The organism is Catenulispora subtropica (genome assembly GCF_039531675.1).
GTDB classification, from domain to species: Bacteria; Actinomycetota; Actinomycetes; order Streptomycetales; family Catenulisporaceae; genus Catenulispora; species Catenulispora subtropica.
The window spans coordinates 1-18,901 of sequence record NZ_BAAAQM010000014.1; the positions used below are offsets into that span (position 1 = coordinate 1).

An 18,901-nucleotide genomic window follows, 5' to 3' on the forward strand; every position below is an offset into this window, starting at 1 on the left:
GCCGCTTACCCAACTCCTTGATCCGGAACGGATCCCCCGGCGTCGGATCATGGTCGAGATCCAGAACGTCCCAGTCCGTCGGACGCGACATGCTCGCACTTCCCCCCGGCCAAACAGCTACGCAGCTACCTACAGGTATCCGATGGTTTATCGCACCGGCCCACTCAAGGCGCCTTCAGTGTACTTACCGCATCAGGCGGCGAACACGCACCCTCCCTTACGGCATACGAGTTAGCAGACTGATTCGGGGGGGTGCGGTCCGACCTTCAGGACGAGCAGTAGCCACGACGCGATCGTGTCAGTGCCCGGACAGCGCCTTCGCGACCTGCTGATAGAACGCGAGGAATCCCTGGGAACCGGTGAGCGCGAGCATCTGGTCCTTGGTGTAGGGGTTCGGGACGTCGCGGTTGCCCTGGTGCACGACGCCCGTGGCGAGGTCGAGCCACTGTCCGCCGCCGCCGTCGGTGTACGTGGTGCCCAGGACGTCACGTTCGCTGTGGCCGAGCAGGAAGAAGAACTCGTTGCCGTAGGGGTCGTTCGGGATGACGATCTCGATCACGCCGTTGGGGTAGGCGACGAAGTCGCCGGCGGTGCCGTCGGCCAGGGTCACGGCGCTGCAGGGCTTGCTGGTCGTGCCTCCGCTCTTGCCGTTCTCGCACTGGCCGGTGCCGGACTTGGTACCGCTGCCGTCGCCGGGGCCGTCCGCGAACCACAGCTTCATGACCCCGGTGGGCGTCTTCACCAGAAAGTTGTTCGGGTCGACATGGTTGCTCGGGTCCTTCGGGTCGTTGAGGATCGAGACCACCGTGGCGGCCAGTTCGGGGAGCTTGGTGCCGGGCGGTCGGACATTGATGTCGTGCATCCCGGTCATGAGCTGGTCGAGCTGAGGGCCGCCCGGCTGGAACGAGTGCTCCAGGACGACGGTGTCACCGGGGAGGAGCGCTCGCAGGGCGGTGAGATTGGCGACGCACTGCGCCTTCTGCTCGGCGACCGTGGGGTGGGCCTGGCCCGTCGGGGGCCCGCTGAAGTTGCCCTGGCAGTTCTCCTCGGGCGTCCCCGGATGGGCGAACGGGTCCGCGAGCGCTGGAATGGGCGCCACCGCCGACTTGGCCTCCGGCGTGTTCACCGCCGCGGGCGTCGTGTGCGCGCCCGGCGTCCTCGTGGCCGTCGGCGAGGCGGCACTGCTCTGCTCACCCCGGCTCGGCGCGGGGACGGCCGCGTAAGCCCCCGCCGCCAGCCCGACGATCGCCAGCGGTGCGGCAACGTACGTCACCCGCTCCCGCCGCCTGCGGGCCCGGGCCCCGGCCACGGCGTCGGGAACCATGTCCAGCAGGCCGGGCTCGTCGGTCAGCGTCGCGGAGAAGACCCCTCGGATCTGCGCCGGGGTGGTCGGGTCATCGGTCATCGGGTTCACCATCCGTCTCAGGCGGCCGGTCGTGCCGGCCGGATCAGTGGTCTGTCTTCAGAGGGCTCCGCGAAGCCGTCGAGGAGCGAGTCGCCGAGGATCTCGCGGAGCCTGGCCAGGGCTCGCGACGACTGGCTCTTGACGTTGCCCGTGGAACAGCCGAGTACGGCGGCCGTGGCCTCCACGCTCAGGTCCTCCCAGAACCGCAGCACCAGCACCGCACGGCCGCGCGGCGCGAGCTGGGCGAGGGCGGTCAGCAGCGTCAGCCGGAGTTCGGGTTGCGCCGACGGCGCCGCCGAGGAGCCGTTCGCGCCCTCGACCTGTCGAGTGAAGTCGAGGGCCCGCTCGGCATCCCGCTGGTACTTCTTGCGGTGCTGCAGATACGCGTGGACGAGCACCTTGTGCGCATACGCGTCCAGCGACTCGGCGCGCCGTGCCTTGTTCCAGTGGCGGCACAGGTTGAGCAGCGCGGTCTGCGTCAGGTCCTGGGCGTGGTGCCAGTCTCCGCACAGCAGGAACGCCAAGCGCCGGAGGTGGCCCTGCCGGGCCTGGGCGAACTCTGAGAACTCGTCGAACGCGTGCGTCACGTGAAAGTCTGAGCGCGCCGAAGGCCCCGAGGTTGCATCGCGCCGGGATACGGATCCGCGACCACCCCGCCTACCGCGAAACCGTGCACTCCCCCGTCCCGCAGGCCACCTGCGCTTCGCCCTTCGCCGCGCAGTACGCCTGCCCGCCGAGCCTGGTGACGCCGAAGTCGACGCTCACCCGCACGAACTCCGTCCCGCTCAGCCGGCCGAGAGCGTTCACGTCGGCGGCGCCCTGCGCCGGTACGTGCAGTGTCGCCGTGCCCACAGCGTTGGTGACCGCGCTCCCCAACGGCGTCCCCACCGACGAGGTCTGGCCGGGCGGGCGGCCCCAGCCCCAGAAGGCGAGGTTCGCCCCGGAGACGGGATGGCCGGAGGCCGTCAGCGTGGCGCTGACATCGAAGGCCGCCTTGGTGTCCGTCACGTGTGGCGGCACGACGTGGACCGAGGCCGCGCGGCATCCGGCCCCTGATGAGCACCCGCTGGGCAGCACGACCACCGCGGCGGCGACCGCTCCCGACGCCGCGACCGCCACGATCCGTCCGACGGCGTCGGTCATCCCGGTACCCCCAGAAGTCCGCCTCACCATCGTGGGCGGGTTGACAGGATCCTGACAACCTTAGTTATGCCGCCGGATGCCTGGTATCGCTCGTTCGGGTGATGGCCGCGTCAGGCGTGCGCCGGCCCGCCGGGACCGCTGCCATGGTGGTCGAGCAAGCGAATCAGAAGCCTGACGAGCTGTTCGCGTTCCGGCGCGGTGAGCGGTGTGAGCAGATCGTCCTGGAGGCCCTCGACCAGCGTTTCCAGGCGGCGCAGCTGCCGGCGGGCCCGGGCCGACGAGGCGGAGATTCTGGACCGCATGCCCGAGCCGTTCCGGATCGCGTACCGGGACCAGTCGCGGGACGCGTACCGGCGGACGGAGATGTGGCCCACGGACGGGAGCGGTTCGCGGTCCGGGAACGCGGGCTGAGAGAGGGGCCTGACATGTCGGCCTACGACGAGGCCAGCTTCGAGCCCACGCTCGAGACGTCCGCGTCCCCCGGTCTGCCCGCGCCGTCCGGTCTCGGCGTCGCGACGTTCGTCATCGCGCTCGCACGGTTCATGGTGGTCCTGGACGGCACCATCATGATCGTCGCCCTGCCGAGCGTCGGGCGGTCGTTGCACATGGCCGCGTCGGACCTGAACTGGGTGCTCAACGCCTATGCGCTGACGTTCGGCGGGCTGATGCTCGTCGCGGGACGGGTCGGCGATCTGTTCGGGCGCAAGCGCGTCTTCCGTGCGGGACTGGTCCTGTTCGGAACGGCGTCGCTTCTCGGTGGTCTGGCGCCGACCGGGACCGCGCTGGTCGTGTCGCGCGGCCTGCAAGGCATCGGCGCCGCCGTCGCCACCCCCGGTGCGTTGTCGCTGCTCGTCAGCACGTTCCCCGAGGGCGAGCGGCGGACGCGGGCGCTCGGGCTGTACGGCGCGGCGACCGGGATGGCCTCGGTCACGGGCCTGCTGGCAGGCGGTGTGCTCACCACGTACGCGAGCTGGCGCTGGGTGCTGTGGGTGAACGTTCCGCTGGTGGTCGTGATCCTGCCGGGGATCACCGCGCTCAGCGAGGGCGAGACCGAACGGACCTCCATCGACCTGCGCGGCGCGGTCTTCGCGACGTTCGGAGTCGGAGCGCTGATCCTCGCGGTCAACCGGGTGGCCGAAGACGGCTGGTCCGACGCGGTCGTGCTCGCCTGCCTGGCCGTCGCCGCGGCGCTGCTGGTCGAGTTCGTCTACGCGCAGCGGTCCAGTCCGGCGCCGATGATTCCCCGTGGTGTGCTGAACGAACCCGGACGGGCCGCCGCGAACGCCGTCACCGTTCTCACCGCGGCGGGGACGTTCGCCACGTTCTACTTCGTGACCCTGTACCTCCAGCAGGTCCGCGGATACTCGCCTCTGCGGACCGGGCTGATGTTCCTGCCGTTCGCCGTCGGCGCCGGGCTCGCCACCGGAGCGGTCGGACCGCAACTGCTCAAGCGGGCTTCGGAACGCGTGGCGCTCTCGCTCGGGCTGTTGCTGTCCGCCGCGGGGACGGGATGGTTCTGCACTCTGACACCGCACTCCGCCTTCCTGGCCGTCCTGATGCCGGCCTCGGCCCTCACCGGCGTCGGCATCGGTGTCACGGCGGTGGCCGGCACCGCGATCGGCGTGCGGGGTATCGACAGCTCCGAGGCCGGAATCGGCTCCGCGCTACTGACCGCGGGTGGGCAGGTCGGGGCCGCGCTGGGCGTCGCCGCGTTGGCCGGCGTCGCGGTGTGGCGAAGTGGGCACGCGGCGAACGGTGCGGATCCGGGTGGCGCGCTGACGCGGGGCTATGTCGCGGGGTTCGAGGTGGCGATCGGCCTCTACGCGGTGTGCCTGGTGATCACGCTGGTGGTCGTGCGGCCGATGGTGCAGGGACCGCGCGAGGCCGAGTAGCCGAGGGTGGCTGTCCGGTGGCGCGGCGGGCCCGATCCCCGGGATCCCACCGCGCCACCGGTCCACCTCCGTAGACTCGTCGCATGGCATCCCCCGAACCGTCCCATTCCGCGCTCGAAGCCGCTGAACCAGGCGAAGCCGGCGAGGTCCTGCGCCGGGTCTTCGGTTACTCCTCGTTCCGGGGCGCGCAGCGGGAGATCGTCGACCACGTGGTCGGGGGCGGCGACGCGCTGGTGCTGATGGCCACCGGTGGCGGGAAGTCGCTCTGCTACCAGATCCCCGCGCTCGTGCGACCGGGCACCGGGGTGGTGGTGTCGCCCCTGATCGCGCTGATGCAGGACCAGGTCGACGCGCTGAACGCGGTGGGCGTGCGGGCCGGCTTCCTGAACTCGACCCAGAATGCCGACGAGCGCCGGTTCGTGGAGACCATGTTCCTGTCCGGGGAGCTGGACCTGCTGTACCTGGCGCCCGAACGGCTGCGCTCGGAGTCGACGCTGCAACTGCTGGACCGCGGCAAGATCTCGCTGTTCGCCATCGACGAGGCGCACTGTGTGGCGCAGTGGGGCCACGACTTCCGGCCCGACTACCTCGCGCTCTCGATGCTGCACGAACGCTGGCCGGACGTTCCGCGGATCGCGCTGACGGCGACCGCCACCGAGGCCACGCACCGGGAGATCGCGGAGCGGCTGAACCTGGGGCGGGCCAAGCACTTCGTGGCCAGTTTCGACCGGCCGAACATCCAGTACCGGATCGTGCCGAAGGCCGAACCCAACCGGCAGTTGCTGGAGCTGCTGCGGACCGAGCACGCCGGGGACGCCGGGATCGTCTACTGCCTGTCGCGGGCCTCCACCGAGAAGACCGCGCAGTTCCTGGTGGACAACGGGATCCGCGCCCTGCCGTACCACGCGGGTCTGGACGCCGGGACGCGAGCCGCGGCGCAGGCCCGGTTCCTGCGCGAGGACGGTCTGGTGATGGTGGCCACCATCGCCTTCGGCATGGGGATCGACAAGCCGGACGTGCGCTTCGTCGCGCACCTGGACCTGCCCAAGTCCGTCGAGGGCTACTACCAGGAGACCGGGCGCGCCGGCCGGGACGGGCTGCCGTCGACCGCGTGGCTCGCGTACGGTCTGCAGGACGTGGTCCAGCAACGCAAGATGATCGCCGCTTCCGAAGGCGACGACTCCTACCGCCGCCAGCTCACCGCGCACCTGGACGCGATGCTCGCGCTCTGCGAGACGGTCGAATGCCGCCGCGTTCAGCTTCTGGCCTACTTCGGTCAGAAGGGCGAGCCCTGCGGCAACTGCGACACGTGCCTCAACCCGCCGCAGTCCTGGGACGGCACCGTGCCCGCGCAGAAGCTGCTGTCCACCGTCTACCGCCTGAAGTCCGAGCGCCGCCAGCGCTTCGGCGCCATGCAGTCCATCGACATCCTGCTCGGCAAGAAGACGCCGAAGGTCACCCAGTTCCGGCACGACGAGCTGAGCGTCTTCGGCATCGGCACCGACCTCACCGACGGCGAGTGGCGCGGCGTGGTCCGGCAGTTGCTCGCGCAGGGCCTGCTGATGGTCGAAGGCGACTACAGCACGCTGGCGCTCACGCCGGACAGCGGCGCGGTGTTGCGGGGCGACCGCAAGGTGATGCTGCGCCGCGAGCCGGAGAAGCCGGCCCGCGCGGCCAAGGCCCGTCAGCAGGCGGCCGCGGCCGCGGTCGCGGAACTGCCCGACGAGGCCAAGCCGCTGTTCGAGAAGCTGCGCGCCTGGCGGGGGGCGACGGCCAAGGAGCAGGGCGTTCCGGCCTACGTCGTGTTCCACGACGCGACGCTGCGGACGATCGCCTCGATGGTGCCGACGACGCTGGCCCAGCTGGGGACGATCAGCGGCGTCGGCGAGAACAAGCTGGCCAAGTACGGACAGGGGATCCTGGACACGTTGGCGGGAGAACCCCCAACAGGAACGCCCCACGCGGGAGCTCCCCAGGCGGAAGCATCCCAGGCGGGAGCACCCCAGGCGGCGGCCAAGCCATCCGTCCCCGAAGAGCTCCCGCTTCCTGAAGAGCCGCTGTTCGACGAGGAACCCCCGTACGAAGACGAGCCCCCGTACTACGAGGACTGACAAGCGCGGCGCTACAGGTAGACGCCCTCCACCTCGAACGACTGCACCGTGTTCGGCGAGAACCACGACCAGAACCGCTTGCCGTGCAGGTAGGTGTCGGCCCAGTACGTGTGCGCGTCACCGCCGCCGGTCTGCGTCGCCCAGCGCCCGACCAGGCCGTCCCCGCCGGATCCGGTCACCGTGCCGAACTTCGACAGGTCGAAGTTGATCCACTGGCCGGTGCCGTAGTTGGTGCAGACGATGACCAGCTTGTGGTTGGCCACGTCGTAAGCGGCGACGGTGTTGCCGTCGCCGCTGCCGATGATGCGCATCCCCGGGCGAATGTGCCGGGTGTACTGCGCCAGCACGTAGTACTTCGGGTTCACCGCGCCGGTGACCCCGGCCGCCTCGTCGCAGTCGATCAGCCCCCAGTTGCCGCCGTCGACCACCTGCCAGTAGCACCAGGCCGTGGGGTGCAGCCAGGTGAAGTCGAGGTTCAGGTTGCTCGCCAGGGACATGCCCGAGGGATCGTTTTCGCCGTATTCGGAGTTCCACAGCGTCTTGCCGGAGTTCCTCGCGGCCCAGTAGAGCAGGTCGCGCCGGCCGCCGCCGTACGAATAGCCGTGAGTATTGATCTTCCCGACGTCGGCCTTGGTGCCCGCGCTGAAGGCGTTCCACGTCGCCGTGGCGTCGTCGTAGTGGCACTCGTCGGACGCGGTCACCAGGGCGCCGAGGCCGCGGGCGTTCAGCTCGCCGCGCAGATGGCCGATGACGGTCTGCTGCGTCGAGACGTCGAAGTGGCAGCCCTCCTGCGCGCTCTCGTCGGCTTTCCACCAGTACCCCGACGGCTCGTTGAACGGCTCGACCGAGTGGAACTGGAAACCCCAGTTGTCCTGCGCGAACTTCGCGATCGTCGCGAGATACACGGCGTGCTGCTGGTAGTTCCACGACTGGAGGTTGTCGGAGGTCCCGTCCGCCGAGCCCGAGGGGTTGTGGTTGTAGCACATCCACCACATCGGCGAGTCGGAGAAGAGCTCGAATATGTTCGCCCCGCGGTCCCGGGCTTTCCACAGCATGTTCCGCTGAGGCGCGTCGGCATACCAGTTCCAGCTGGCGGAAGCCGGGTCGCTGGAATACCAGTCCAGCCAGTAACCCTCGATCTGCCGGGTAGCCGCCACGGCTTTGCCCTGGACCATGGTGGCGCCGCCGATGGAGTTCCAGCTGCAGGCGCCGGCGTTGTAGCGGACGATGTTCAGGCCGAGGCCCGGCAACGTGCCGCCGTTGTACGGGGCGTCCTTGAGGGAGAAGAAGATGTCGGCCAGGTCGTCCCGGTTTCCGAACGCCTTGCCCCACCAGGCCAGGGAGGTCCCCCAGCCTTCCCAGGTGCCCCAGGACGTGCCGGGGTCGATGGTTGTCGAAGAGTCGGCGTGCGCGGCGGTGGCGCCCAGCGCCGAGAACGAGGCGCCGGCTGCGGTGGCAGCGGTCGCGGCGAGGATGGTACGACGACGGAAAGTATGTTCGGCCACGAATGTCAGCCTACGGATTAACGGCTCGTCCGCCATACTTCCGGGGCAGGCTTTTCACATGCCCGAGGGGTGAACGGAAAGCCAGTCCGCGTGCCGGTCCCGCAGCACATTCCGCTCCACGGAATCCGCGAGCAGAACGTCGGCGCCGCCGTCGTACGGGTGGTACAGCCGCTCCAGTCCGCCGTCGGCGATCATGACGTTGGCCGTCCGCCACTGCGCGGCCGCGCTCAGCAGCCGATCCAGACTGCCGTCCCGCCACGGCGTGTACGCGGCGTACACGTGCGTGAAGGCGATGAACTCAGGATCCGTGCCCTCGGAGGACAGGAACGACCGCCAGCGCACGGCACCCGGGTTGATCCGGACGTCGAACCGGGTCCGCGGCGGCGGGTGCGGGGCACCGGAGAAGGTCGAGGTCAGGATGAACACCTCGCGGCCGGCGAACAGCTCGGTGAGCACCAGATAGTGCCGGTGCAGGACCGTCGCCCGCTCGAAGGCGTCGGTGGCGTACCGCTTCGAGCCCGGCAGGCTGTGGAAGCGCACCCAGCGCTCCGGGAACCGGGCCGGGAGTTCGTGCGCGACCGGCGCGCGGTCCCCGAACCGCTCCCGCCACACCGTCGACAGGGTCGCGGACACCGCCGATCCCCGCTGTGCCTCAGTGCTCACGACGGCCCCCTCCCACGACCAGGGCATGGATTCCTGACCTGCGGCGAAGCACCGAACCGGTTACCGCAGCGGCGCCCCTGTCGGCTACCGTAGCCCCTGCCGGGCCGTGAATCGCGCCGGACCGGTCCAACGGAGGGGATCCACTTTGTCGTCGAGTTTCCCGACGGTGGCGGTCGCCGTCATCGCCGTAGCGTCGGCCACCCGCGCGTTCTCGAAGAGCCGCACGGGACAACGGGGAGGTGGCGCCGGACGGGCCGGCACGGGGCCGGCCGCCGTGAAGCCGGTACCGATCGACCGCACCCACGGCGATCCCGAAGCGGCCGCCCTACGGCAGGCCGCGCAGAGCGCCGACTGGCCGGGCATGGAGGCGATCCTCCGGCCGGTGCGCGAACGCGGCGACTACGACCGCCTGACTTTCCTCGTCGCCGGCGTCGACGACCTCGCCGGCGACTTCCTGCTGAAGCTGCCCGAGCAGTTGCCGCAGGACCCGCTGGCGCTCACCGTGGCCGGCGCCCGGCACACCGCCTGGGCCTGGGAGGCCCGTTCCGAGTACCGGGCTTCGAAGGTGTCGGAGGAGCAGTTCCGCGTCTTCCACGACCGGCTCCGCGCCGCCGAGGACATCCTCTACACCGCCGCCGAACTCGACCCCGAGAACGCCGCGCCCTGGTACACGCTGTGCATCGTCAGCCGCGGACTCGAGCACGGTGCCGACGTCACCCGCCGCCGTTTCGACGCCGGCGTCCGCCGCGCCCCCGGCCACCTCGGGCTGCACGGCCAGATGTTGCAGCAGCTGTGCGCCAAGTGGGGCGGCTCGCACGAGGAGATGCACGCCTTCGCCCGCGAGGCGCTGGCCGGCGCGCCGCCCGGGAGCGGGCTCGGCGCCCTGGTCGCGGAGGCGCACCTGGAGCACTGGCTGGATCTGGAGCAGGGGCTTGACGACGCGTACATCCGGAGCGGCTCCGTGCTCGAGGAACTCCGAGCGGCCGCGGACGCCTCCGTCTTCCACCCCGCGTTCGCGCCGACGTCCACGCCGTACAACGCCCTCAACGCCTTCGCGATGGCGTTCTGGCTGGGCGGCGACAAGGACACGGCGGCACGGCTTTTCGAGCGGATCGGGGACCACGCCACCAGGTCCCCGTGGCAGTACCGGGGCGACCCGGGGAAGGCGTTCGCGGTGGCCCGGCAGGACTGCGTCAAGAAGCGGAAGAAGTAGAGGATCCCGACAGTGAGCACCGAACCCGGCCACACCTTCCAAGTCGACCTGCGCGGACTGGTCGACCTGCTCTCCCACCACCTCTACTCCTCCCCCAAAGTCTATCTGCGGGAGCTGATGCAGAACGCGGTCGACGCCATCACCGCGCGCCGCCTGCTCGACGCCTCCGCCCCGGCGCGCATCACCATCCGGACCGGCGTCGACGGCGGCATCCAGGTCGAGGACTCCGGCGTCGGTCTGACCGAGTCCGACGTGCACACGTTCCTGGCCACCATCGGGCGGTCGTCCAAGCGCGCCGAGGACGGCGGCCTGGACCTGTCGGCGGCCCGCCAGGACTTCATCGGCCAGTTCGGCATCGGACTGCTGGCGTGCTTCGTGGTCGCCGACGAGATCACCGTGGTCTCGCGCAGCGCCCGGGACGCGTCCGCGCCGGCCGTCGAGTGGCGCGGGCGCAGCGACGGCACGTACCGGATCAAGACCCTGCCGCCCGGCTCGGTGGCCGAGCCCGGCACCACCGTCACCCTGGTGCCGCGCGCCGACGGCAGCGAGTGGCTGGAGCCGGGCCGGGTGCTGCGGCTGGCCCGGCACTTCGGCTCGCTCCTGCGCTACGACGTCGAGGTCGTCGACAAGTTCGGCGACGCCGCGAAGGTCAACGACACCCCGCCGGTCTGGGACCGGCCGCACGGTTCGCCGCTGGCCCGGCGCCAGGCGCTGGCCGGGTACGCGAAGGCGCTGTTCGACTTCACGCCGCTGGACACCATCGACCTGGACATCCCGCTGGTCGGCCTGAAGGGCGTGGCGTTCGTGCTGCCCACGCCGGTGCACCCGACCAAGCACGCCGGGCACCGCGTGCACCTGAAGGGCATGCTGCTCTCGGACCAGGCGCAGGAGCTGGTGCCGGACTGGGCCTTCTTCGTGTCCTGCGTCGTCGACACCACCGGCCTGCGGCCGACCGCCTCGCGCGAGGCGCTGTACGAGGACGAGACGCTGGCCGCGGTGCGCGACGCGATCGGCGAGCGGATCCGGGAGTGGCTGGTCGGCCTGGCCGCCTCGGACCTGGGACTGCTGCGGCGCTTCCTGGACGTGCACCACCTGGCGGTGAAGGCGCTGGCGCGGTACGACGACCGGCTGCTGGCGCTGCTGCTGCCGTGGCTGCCCTTCGAGACCACGGACGGCAACGTCAGCCTGGACGAGTTCGCCCGCGCGCACCCGGTGGTGCTGGTGACGCAGAGCGTCGAGGAGTTCCGGCAGGTGGCGCCGATCGCCGCCTCGGCCGGGCTGGGCGTGGTCAACGGCGGCTACGTCTACGACCGCGAGCTGGTGCTGCGGCTGCCGGAGATCCGGCCCGGGGTCACGGTCGCGGACCTGGACCCGGAGACGGTCAGCGCGCACCTGGACACCGTGGACCCGGCGGCCGAGCTGGCCGCGGCGGCGTTCCTGGCCCGGGCCCGGGCGGTGTGCGACAAGTTCGACACCGACGTGGCGCTGCGCGCGTTCCAGCCGGTCGGCGTGCCGGCCATGCTGGTGGACAACCGCGAGGCCCGGCACGAGCGGCGGCGGGCCGAGCTGTCGGCGGACGCCGACGAGCTGTGGGCCGGGATCCTGGGCTCGCTGGGCTCCTCGGCGCCGCGCGCCCAGCTGATCGTGAACCATCTCAATCCCCTGATCCGCAGGATCGCGGACATCGGGGACGCCGCGCTGTCCGAGACCGCGATCGAGGCGCTGTACGGGCAGGCGCTGCTGCTGTCCCGGCGGCCGCTGCGGCCGGCCGACCACGCGCTGCTGAACCGGTCGTTCATCGGGCTGCTGGAGTTCGCGGCGCACGCCGCGGCGGGGACGACGGACCGGGCCGGGGATCCGGACACCGACATACGGGGGGACGTGTGAGCGGGTTCAGCACCCGGGAGGAGTTCTTCGGCGCGCTGCGGGAGAACCGCGACCGGGCCGCGGGCCGGGCCAAGGCGGCGATCGCCGAGGAGATCGCGGACGCCGCCGAGTCCTTCGGCGACGACGAGGTGACCGTCACCGCCCTGGTGGAGCTGATGAGCGCCTACCACGGCAGCGGCGAGAGCGTGAAGTACCCGGTGGCGTTCGCCCGGCTGCTGCGGCTGTGGGACCGGAACCCGAAGGCGTTCGACGACTGGGAGGCGCACCGGGTCTTCTGGTATTTCAAGTGGGTCGGCTCCGGGCTGCTGGGCACGCCGGAGGTGCCGCTGGACGCGATCCGCGGCTGGATCGCCGAGATGCGCAAGCGCTACCAGGCCGCCGGGCACGGGCTGCAGCCGGTGTACGGGCAGCTGTACGCGCTCGCCGACCACGTGGGCGAGGGTGAGGAGCTGGCCTACGAGCTGTGGGCGACGCGCGGCCGGGTGCGGATGAGCGACTGCGAGGCCTGCGAAGCCCGGGCCCGGGCCGGGTACTTCTTCGACCGGGGCCAGGACGAGCGCGGGCTGGCCGAGCTGGAGCCGACGCTGGACGGCCGCAGCACCTGCGACGAGGAGCCGCAGTCCAGCCAGGCGCGGGCGCTGCTGCCGCTGGTGCGGCTCGGCAGACTCGACGACGCGCGCGGGGCGCACCTGGCGTCGTACCGGGCGGTGCGCGGCAAGGAGTCGGAGCTGGCGGAGGTGGGCCGGCACCTGGAGTTCTGCGCGCTGACCGGGAACGAGGCGCGCGGGCTGGAGCTGCTGGCGCAGAACCGGACGCTGTTCGGGTTCACGGCGTCGCCGCTGAACCGGCTGGACTTCCTGACCGGTGTCGAGGTGCTGCTGCGGCGGCTGGCCGGGGCCGGGTACGGCGCCACGCCGTGCGGCGGCCCGCTGGGGCGGGAGTGGACCGTCGAGGAGCTGACCGCGTCGGTCGCGGCCGACGCCGAGGCGCTGGCCGCCCGGTTCGACGCGCGCAACGGCAACGCGGCGGTGTCGGGGCGGCGGGCGGCGCGGCTGGCCCAGCGGCCGCTGGTGCCGGAGCTGAACCTCGGCGTGCGGTCGGCGGTGTTGGAGGGCGCCGAGACGGCGCCGGCCGTGCCGCACGCGGGCGGTCCGGCGGCCGCCGCCTCGCAGGCCCCTGCGACCGTGGTGCCGGACGACTTCGCCGAACTGGTCGCCGAGGTGCTACGGCTGGACCGGCACACGCATCCGTCCTCCAAGGAGCTGTGGGACGTGCTGCTGGAGCGGGCGGCCGGTCCGGACGCGGACAAGCTGGACGACGTGCTGCGCGGCGAGATCGCGACCGAGCGGGCCAGCCGCGCCCACGGGAAGCGGGAGTGGGACGAGGTCGGGCGGTGTTTCGCCGAGGCGGCGGAGCACTACGAGCGGGCCGGGCGGCCGGATCGGGTGATCGCCTCCGAGGCGCGGATCCTGTGGAGCCGGGCCATCCGCGGCGAGGAGGCGGACGCGGCGTCGGCGGCGGCCGAGGCGTGGCCCGCGCTGGACGCCCTGCTGGAGCGGATCGACGCGGTGCTGGCGGCGGGCGGCTTCGCGGACGCCGAAGCCCTGCAGGACGCCCGGATCCAGAAGCTGGTGGTGCGCCAGAGCCGGGTCTTCACCGCTCGCAATCCCGCGCTGCGCGCCGAGGATCCGGCCGACCGCGCGCACTGGGCTGAGATGTTCAAACAGGAGACCGGGACCCTCATCGCGGAGGCGGAGGCGTTCGCGATCCCGCAACGCGTCGCCCTGGTGCTGGAGTCGCTCGCCGAGTACGACGCCACCCACGACGACCCGGTGGCCGCCGAGGCCGCCGCGCGGCGCGCGATCGAGATCTTCCGGTCGCTGGAGTGGCCGTGGCGGATGCACCGCGCCCGGATGCTCCTCGGCCTGGCCCTGGCCGGACAGGAACGCTACGGCGAGGCCGTGCAGACGCTGCAGACCGGCATCTCCGAGGCCCACCCGGCGGTCGACCCCGAGGAGCTGACGCATCTGTACCGCTTGCTCGGCGAGTCGGCCTTGCAGGGCGGCGAACTGGCGACGGCGGTACGCACGTTCGCGGAGGCGGCCGTGCGGCTGGACCGCGAGGGCGACACGTTCGGCGCCGTGGAGACGCGGTGGCGGATGAGCAACGCGTTGTCGTTGCAGGGGCAGGTGGCCGACGCCGTGGCGGTGCTGGAGACGCTGGTCGACACGCCGATCGCGGGTGAGGATCAGGACTCTGAGGAAGCCGGTGCGACGGCGGAGGCCGGTGCGACCGCGGAAGCGGAGACGGAGGCCGACGCGGAGACGGAGTCGCAAGACGCCTCTCCCGGACCCCGCAAGCACCCGACCCGCGCCGCCATGCTCACCGTCCAGATCCGCGCCGACCTGGCGCGTGGACTGCTGGCGCTGGACGAACCGCGCGCTGCCGCGGTGGAGTTCCTCCACGTCGCCGACGCCGTCGACGGCTGGCCGGACCCGAGCCGCCTGACCGCCGCGGCGGCGGAGGCGGCCGGCGCCCTGGCGCTGGCGCGGAACTGGGACGGCGCCCGGGCCGCGCTGGCCCGGGCGCTCGCCGCCAACGAGACGGCCCCGCGGATCCCGGATCTGACCGAGGCCTTGCGGGACATGGCGGGCGAGGCCATGAACACCCACGGCGCCGAGGGCCTGGAGGAGGCGCTCGGCTACCTGGAACAGGCCGACCGCTTGCGGACCGGCAATCCGGAGGTCGCGCGCGTGCAGTTCGTCAGCGTCGATGTGGACGAAGCCCAGGTCTGCTACACCCGCGGCTGGGTCCTGAACACGGCCGGCCGCCCCGAGGACGCGATCGTGGAACTGGAGCGGTCGGTCGCCCTCTACGACCGGCCCGGCTTCTCGGAGATCCCGCCGCGCTACGAGGCGATCCGCTTCGCCGCGATCATCGAGTTCCGGGCGCTGAACCGCCCCGCCGCCGCCAAGGCCCGCCTGGACGAGGCGATCGCCGAGGCCGAGGCCGCCGGGCACGCCGACGGCGCCGCCACACTGCGGAAGCTGCGTGATGCGTTGCGCTGAGGGTGGGGCTGTGGGTTGCGGTCGTGGTGTTCACGACCCCGCCGCCGGTCGGGCCTCTTCGGGCTCGACCGGCGGCGGGGCCGGCTGAGATCTCTCAGCTCTCCTTCTTCAGAGCCAGCAGCGTGGCCCGCGCCGGCAGCCACGTCGCCACCCCGGCCAGCACCGCCCCGGCCCCGACCACCGCCGCCAGCGTCCCGAGTGGCGCCGACACCCCGGCACTGGCCCGCGTGATGCCGCTGGCGTACGTGGTCAGCACCGCGCCGGCCACAGCGAGGCCGAGCACCGTGGCGACCAGCACCGCGGTCGCCGTCTCCCACCCGAGCATCCGCTGCACCTGCCGCCGGGTCGCCCCGGTGAGCCGCAGCGCCGCGAACTCCCGCCCTCGGTCGCTGATGCTCATCGCCAGCGTGTTGATCACGGCGATCGCGGTGAACGCGATGATCAGGCCGAGCGAGACGTAGCCGATCTTGGCGCCCGCGTCGTCGTTCGAGGACTGCGCGCTCACCCGGTCCCTGATCCCCACGCCCGGGTCCGCCGCGAGCGCGGCGGCCAGCGCCGGCCGGGCCACGCCCGGGGCCTTCACCAGCAGCTCGTCGTCGAGCGGGACGTCCACGTGCGGCGCCACCAGGTCGTGCGCCACCACCAGGTCCCCGAAACCGAGCTGCCGCGTGTAGACGGCGACGACGGTGACGTGCGCGGCGGTGCCGTCGGCGAGCGTCATCGCGATCTGGGAGCCGACGTGGTAGCCCTGGCCGTAGGCGGCCGCCGCCGTGCCCGGTCCGGTCAGCGCCGCGACGGCGCCGGACGTGACGCCGAGGTCCAGCGTGCCGGCCAGCCCCTGCGGCGTCACGCCGAGCACGCTTCGCTTGATCAGGCCGGTCCGGACGGTGGTGTGCAGGACCTGCGTCACCGTCGTCACGCCCGGAACCGCCTTCACGGCCTCGGCGGCGTCCGCGGGCACCCGCGGTCCGACCACGTAGTCGGCGACATCGCCCGCCGACCGTTGCTCCGCCCCGGCGTGCGCCACCGTGGTCTGCGAGAACAGGATCATGCAGGCCATCCCGGTCAGCAGCGTCAGCGGCGTGATGACCGACGCCAGCCGGTGCGCGGCGGCCCGCAGGTTGTGCGCGGCCAGATAGCCGCCGACCCGCGAGATCCGCAGCGGCACGGTCAGCACGGCCGTCGCGAGCCGCGCCACCAGCGGCCCGAGCAGCGCCAGCGCCGTGCACCACAGCAGGACGGCGTTGAACGCCACCGGTGTCGACGCCGCGTCGGTGTGCAGCGCCGTCAGGACCGCCGTCAGCACGACCGCGCCGACCGTCGCCAGCACCCCGAACAGGACCCTGACGACCGACACGCGCGGCGGCTTCAGCTCGGCCTCGCCGAGCGCCTCCACCGGCCGGATCCGGGACACCCGGCGGGCCGAGATCCGCGCCGCCGCCCACCCGGCCGGCACCGTGGCGAGCAGCGCGGCGAAGGCCGGGAACACCGAGATGACGACCGGGACGTTGGACGGGATGACGTGCAAGGACACGAACTCGCCGTGCAGCCGGGAGCCGAGCGGGAGCCCGGCGACCGCGCCGGTGGCCCCGGCGACCAGGCCCACGGTGAGCGCCTCGCCCCCGATCATCTTGCGGACCTGCCGGCCGGTCGCCGCCACCGCCCGCAGCACCGCGATCTCGCGCTGGCGCTGCTGGATCGACAGCGCGAACGTGCCGACCACGACCAGGATCGCGACGATCAGCGAGGTGCCGGCGAGCACCGCGCCCATGCTGATCAGGCGGACCTTGGCGTTGGCGGAGTCCGGGAACTCGGCCGCGCCGCGGGAGTCGCCGGTGTGGACGACGGGCGCCGGGACCGTGCCGGCCGTCGTCGTGGCCAGCAGGGCCTGGACGTCCTTGGCGGTGGCCGCGGCGTCCGCCGCGGGGAAGACGCCGATCGCGGAGACGAGGCCGTCGTGACCGGCGAGCTGCCGGGCCCGCGCGGTGCTGAAGTAGATCGCCGCCTGGCTCGGGAAGCCCTGAACGGTGACGCCGACGACGTGCACGGTGGTCGTGCCCACAGCGGTGCGCAGCGGTGCCGAGGAGCCCACGGCGAGGTGTGTCTTCGCGGCGGTGGCGGCGTCCAGCACGATCTCGTCCGGAGCCGCGGGCGCCCGGCCGCCGGCCAGTGTGAGGCCGGACAGCGATGCGGATTCCCAGCCGTGGCCGAAGGAATCGTCCGTCGGACCGCCGGGGAGGAAGGCCGCGAACAGCACCTCGGAGGAGACCGCCTTCACGGATGGCAGAGCCTTGATCTCGTCGGCGAGCGCCGCGTCGACCCATACGTGGTCGGCGACCGGCTTGGCCTTGTTCTTGACCTTGCCGTCGCCCTTGACCTCGACGGAGTGCACGTTCTGGTCGCCGGTGACGACGATCGGCGCCGCGGCGAAGCGTTCGGGCTCGACGCCGCCGAGGATGCCGGTGGTGAGCAGCGTGCCGCAGCCGCAGACCAGCGCGGCAGCGCAGAACAGCGCGACGAAGGCGCCGATGAAATTGCCCTTGCGGTGGCGGAGCGTGGCCCAGGCCAGGGGGAGCATCACTTCGCCCACGCTCCCAGCCGGATCATGCGGTCTGCGACGCCGGCGGCGGTGGGACCGGTCATGGTGTCGACGACGCGGCCGTCGGCCAGGAACAGGACGGCGTCCGCATAGGAGGCGGCGACCGGGTCGTGCGTGACCATCACGATGGTCTGGCCGAGGGCGTCGACGGTCTCGCGCAGCAGGCCCAGCACCTCGCGCGCGGTCATGGTGTCCAGGGCGCCGGTGGGCTCGTCGGCGAAGATCACCTCGGGGTCGGCGATCAGCGCCCGCGCGATGGCCACCCGCTGCTGCTGCCCGCCGGACAGCTGCCCGGGACGGTGGCCGGTCCGCTCGGTGAGCCCGACGCGCTCGACGATGGCGGCCAGCCGCCGGGCGTCGGCCCGCTTGCCGGCCAGCCGCAGCGGCAGCGTGATGTTCTGCGCCACGGTCAGCGACGAGACCAGGTTGAACGCCTGGAAGACGAACCCGGCCCGCTCCCGCCGCAGCTCGGTCAGCTTGGTCTCGCTGAGCTCCGCCAGGTCGGTCCCGCCCAGCCGCACCCGCCCCGAGCTCGGCCGGTCCAGCCCGGCGGCGCAGTGCAGGAACGTGCTCTTCCCGGACCCGGAGGGGCCCATGATCGCGGTGAACCCGCCCTCGGGCAGCCCCACCGACACCTCGCGCAGCGCAGCCACGGCCCCGCGCCCCTTGCCGTAGACCTTGCTCACGGCTTCCAGACTGATCGCCTCGTTCATGCTTATCAGCGTGCCGACCTGCGGCTCCGTTCCCCAGAGACGCGATCATCGGGGACCCGTGACATCGTCACGGGTATCGTCGTGACGTGATCCGACTGCTGCTGGCCGAGGACCAACTCGTGGTGCGCGGCGCCCTGGCCGCCCTGCTGGCCCTGGAACCGGACCTGGAGGTCGTGGCCCAGACCGCGACCGGCGACGACGTGGTCCCCCAGGCCCTGGTCTTCACCCCGGACGTCGCCCTCCTGGACATCGACATGCCCGGCACCATCGACGGCCTGGAGGCGGCGGCACAGCTGAAGCGGAAGCTCCCCGCCTGCCGCACCCTGATGCTCACCTCCAACGGCCGCCCCGGCCTGCTCCGCCGCGCCCTCGACGCGAAGGTCGACGGCTTCCTGCTGAAGACGGCGCCGCCGGAGGAGCTGACGGCCGCGATCCGCGAGGTGGCCGCGGGCGGCCGGGTGCTGGACCCGAAGCTGGCGGTCGCGGCCTGGGACCTGGCCGACAACCCCCTGACGCCGCGGGAGAACGACGTGCTGCGCGAGTTGGCCGCCGGAGCCGAACCCCCGGAGATCGCCGCGAAGCTGTACCTGTCGACGGGGACGGTCCGCAACGTGCTGACGGCGGTCGTGACGAAGCTGAACGCGCGGAACCGCACGGACGCGGTGCGGATCGCGCGAGAGGCGGGGTGGGTGTGACGCCGGC

General features: G+C 72.1%; 14 protein-coding genes. 6 read left to right on the top strand and 8 right to left on the bottom strand.

The annotated features are described in order from the left end of the window. Positions 1 to 298: 298 nt before the first annotated feature. The 4 genes from ABD466_RS14145 to ABD466_RS14160 all read right to left on the bottom strand — a co-directional run bounded on the left by ABD466_RS14145 (position 299) and on the right by ABD466_RS14160 (position 2,922). Positions 299 to 1,405, bottom strand: a complete 1,107-nt coding sequence (locus tag ABD466_RS14145; protein WP_344657476.1) for a hypothetical protein — start codon at positions 1,403 to 1,405, stop codon at positions 299 to 301. A gap of 17 nt (positions 1,406 to 1,422) precedes the next feature. After that, entirely contained in the window at positions 1,423 to 1,992 is a 570-nt protein-coding gene (locus tag ABD466_RS14150; protein WP_344657477.1) for a sigma-70 family RNA polymerase sigma factor, read from the bottom strand. A gap of 70 nt (positions 1,993 to 2,062) precedes the next feature. Continuing rightward, positions 2,063 to 2,548: a hypothetical protein gene (locus ABD466_RS14155; protein WP_344657478.1), complete on the bottom strand. Its 486-nt coding sequence runs from the start codon at positions 2,546 to 2,548 to the stop codon at positions 2,063 to 2,065. A 110-nt stretch (positions 2,549 to 2,658) separates the two neighbouring features. Beyond that, a complete protein-coding gene (locus tag ABD466_RS14160; protein WP_344657479.1) occupies positions 2,659 to 2,922 on the bottom strand; it encodes a hypothetical protein in 264 nt (87 codons plus the stop codon). A gap of 51 nt (positions 2,923 to 2,973) precedes the next feature. Here ABD466_RS14160 and ABD466_RS14165 point away from each other — a divergent pair, with 51 nt between their 5' ends. Then, positions 2,974 to 4,440, top strand: coding sequence for an MFS transporter (locus ABD466_RS14165; RefSeq protein WP_344657480.1), 1,467 nt, complete (start codon positions 2,974 to 2,976; stop codon positions 4,438 to 4,440). Between the two features lie 83 nt (positions 4,441 to 4,523). Then, a complete protein-coding gene (gene recQ / locus ABD466_RS14170; protein WP_344657481.1) occupies positions 4,524 to 6,551 on the top strand; it encodes a DNA helicase RecQ in 2,028 nt (675 codons plus the stop codon). 11 nt (positions 6,552 to 6,562) lie between these two features. Here the strand turns inward: recQ and ABD466_RS14175 are convergent, their stop codons facing one another. Together ABD466_RS14175 and ABD466_RS14180 are read right to left on the bottom strand one after the other, a co-directional pair. Continuing rightward, positions 6,563 to 8,056 (bottom strand): glycoside hydrolase, encoded by a 1,494-nt coding sequence (locus ABD466_RS14175; RefSeq protein ID WP_344657482.1) that lies wholly within the window; start codon positions 8,054 to 8,056, stop codon positions 6,563 to 6,565. Positions 8,057 to 8,110: 54 nt separating this feature from the next. After that, positions 8,111 to 8,719 carry a DUF3885 domain-containing protein gene (locus ABD466_RS14180; protein ID WP_344657483.1) on the bottom strand — a complete coding sequence of 203 codons (609 nt, stop codon included), beginning with the start codon at positions 8,717 to 8,719 and terminating at the stop codon, positions 8,111 to 8,113. Between the two features lie 145 nt (positions 8,720 to 8,864). On the opposite strand from ABD466_RS14180, the gene ABD466_RS14185 reads away from it, so the two are divergent. The 3 genes from ABD466_RS14185 to ABD466_RS14195 are packed head-to-tail and all read left to right on the top strand — an operon-like array spanning position 8,865 to position 14,887. Continuing rightward, on the top strand, positions 8,865 to 9,932 hold the full coding sequence (locus ABD466_RS14185; RefSeq protein ID WP_344657484.1) for a hypothetical protein: 1,068 nt from the start codon (positions 8,865 to 8,867) through the stop codon (positions 9,930 to 9,932). Positions 9,933 to 9,944: 12 nt separating this feature from the next. Continuing rightward, positions 9,945 to 11,819: an HSP90 family protein gene (locus ABD466_RS14190; RefSeq protein WP_344657485.1), complete on the top strand. Its 1,875-nt coding sequence runs from the start codon at positions 9,945 to 9,947 to the stop codon at positions 11,817 to 11,819. Further along, positions 11,816 to 14,887 (top strand): hypothetical protein, encoded by a 3,072-nt coding sequence (locus tag ABD466_RS14195; protein ID WP_344657486.1) that lies wholly within the window; start codon positions 11,816 to 11,818, stop codon positions 14,885 to 14,887. Before ABD466_RS14190 ends, ABD466_RS14195 begins: the two co-directional genes overlap by 4 nt. Before the next feature lie 94 nt (positions 14,888 to 14,981). On the opposite strand, the gene ABD466_RS14200 is transcribed toward ABD466_RS14195, so the two are convergent. Both ABD466_RS14200 and ABD466_RS14205 read right to left on the bottom strand, forming a co-directional pair. Beyond that, the gene (locus ABD466_RS14200) at positions 14,982 to 17,465 is read right to left on the bottom strand and encodes an ABC transporter permease (RefSeq protein WP_344657614.1); all 2,484 of its coding nucleotides are present in this window, start codon (positions 17,463 to 17,465) and stop codon (positions 14,982 to 14,984) included. Beyond that, positions 17,465 to 18,199 carry an ABC transporter ATP-binding protein gene (locus tag ABD466_RS14205; protein WP_344657487.1) on the bottom strand — a complete coding sequence of 245 codons (735 nt, stop codon included), beginning with the start codon at positions 18,197 to 18,199 and terminating at the stop codon, positions 17,465 to 17,467. The genes ABD466_RS14200 and ABD466_RS14205 overlap by 1 nt, the downstream gene beginning before the upstream one ends. Positions 18,200 to 18,285: 86 nt before the next feature. Between ABD466_RS14205 and ABD466_RS14210 the strand changes: the two genes are divergently transcribed. Continuing rightward, on the top strand, positions 18,286 to 18,894 hold the full coding sequence (locus ABD466_RS14210; protein WP_344657488.1) for a response regulator transcription factor: 609 nt from the start codon (positions 18,286 to 18,288) through the stop codon (positions 18,892 to 18,894). Positions 18,895 to 18,901 lie beyond the last annotated feature (7 nt).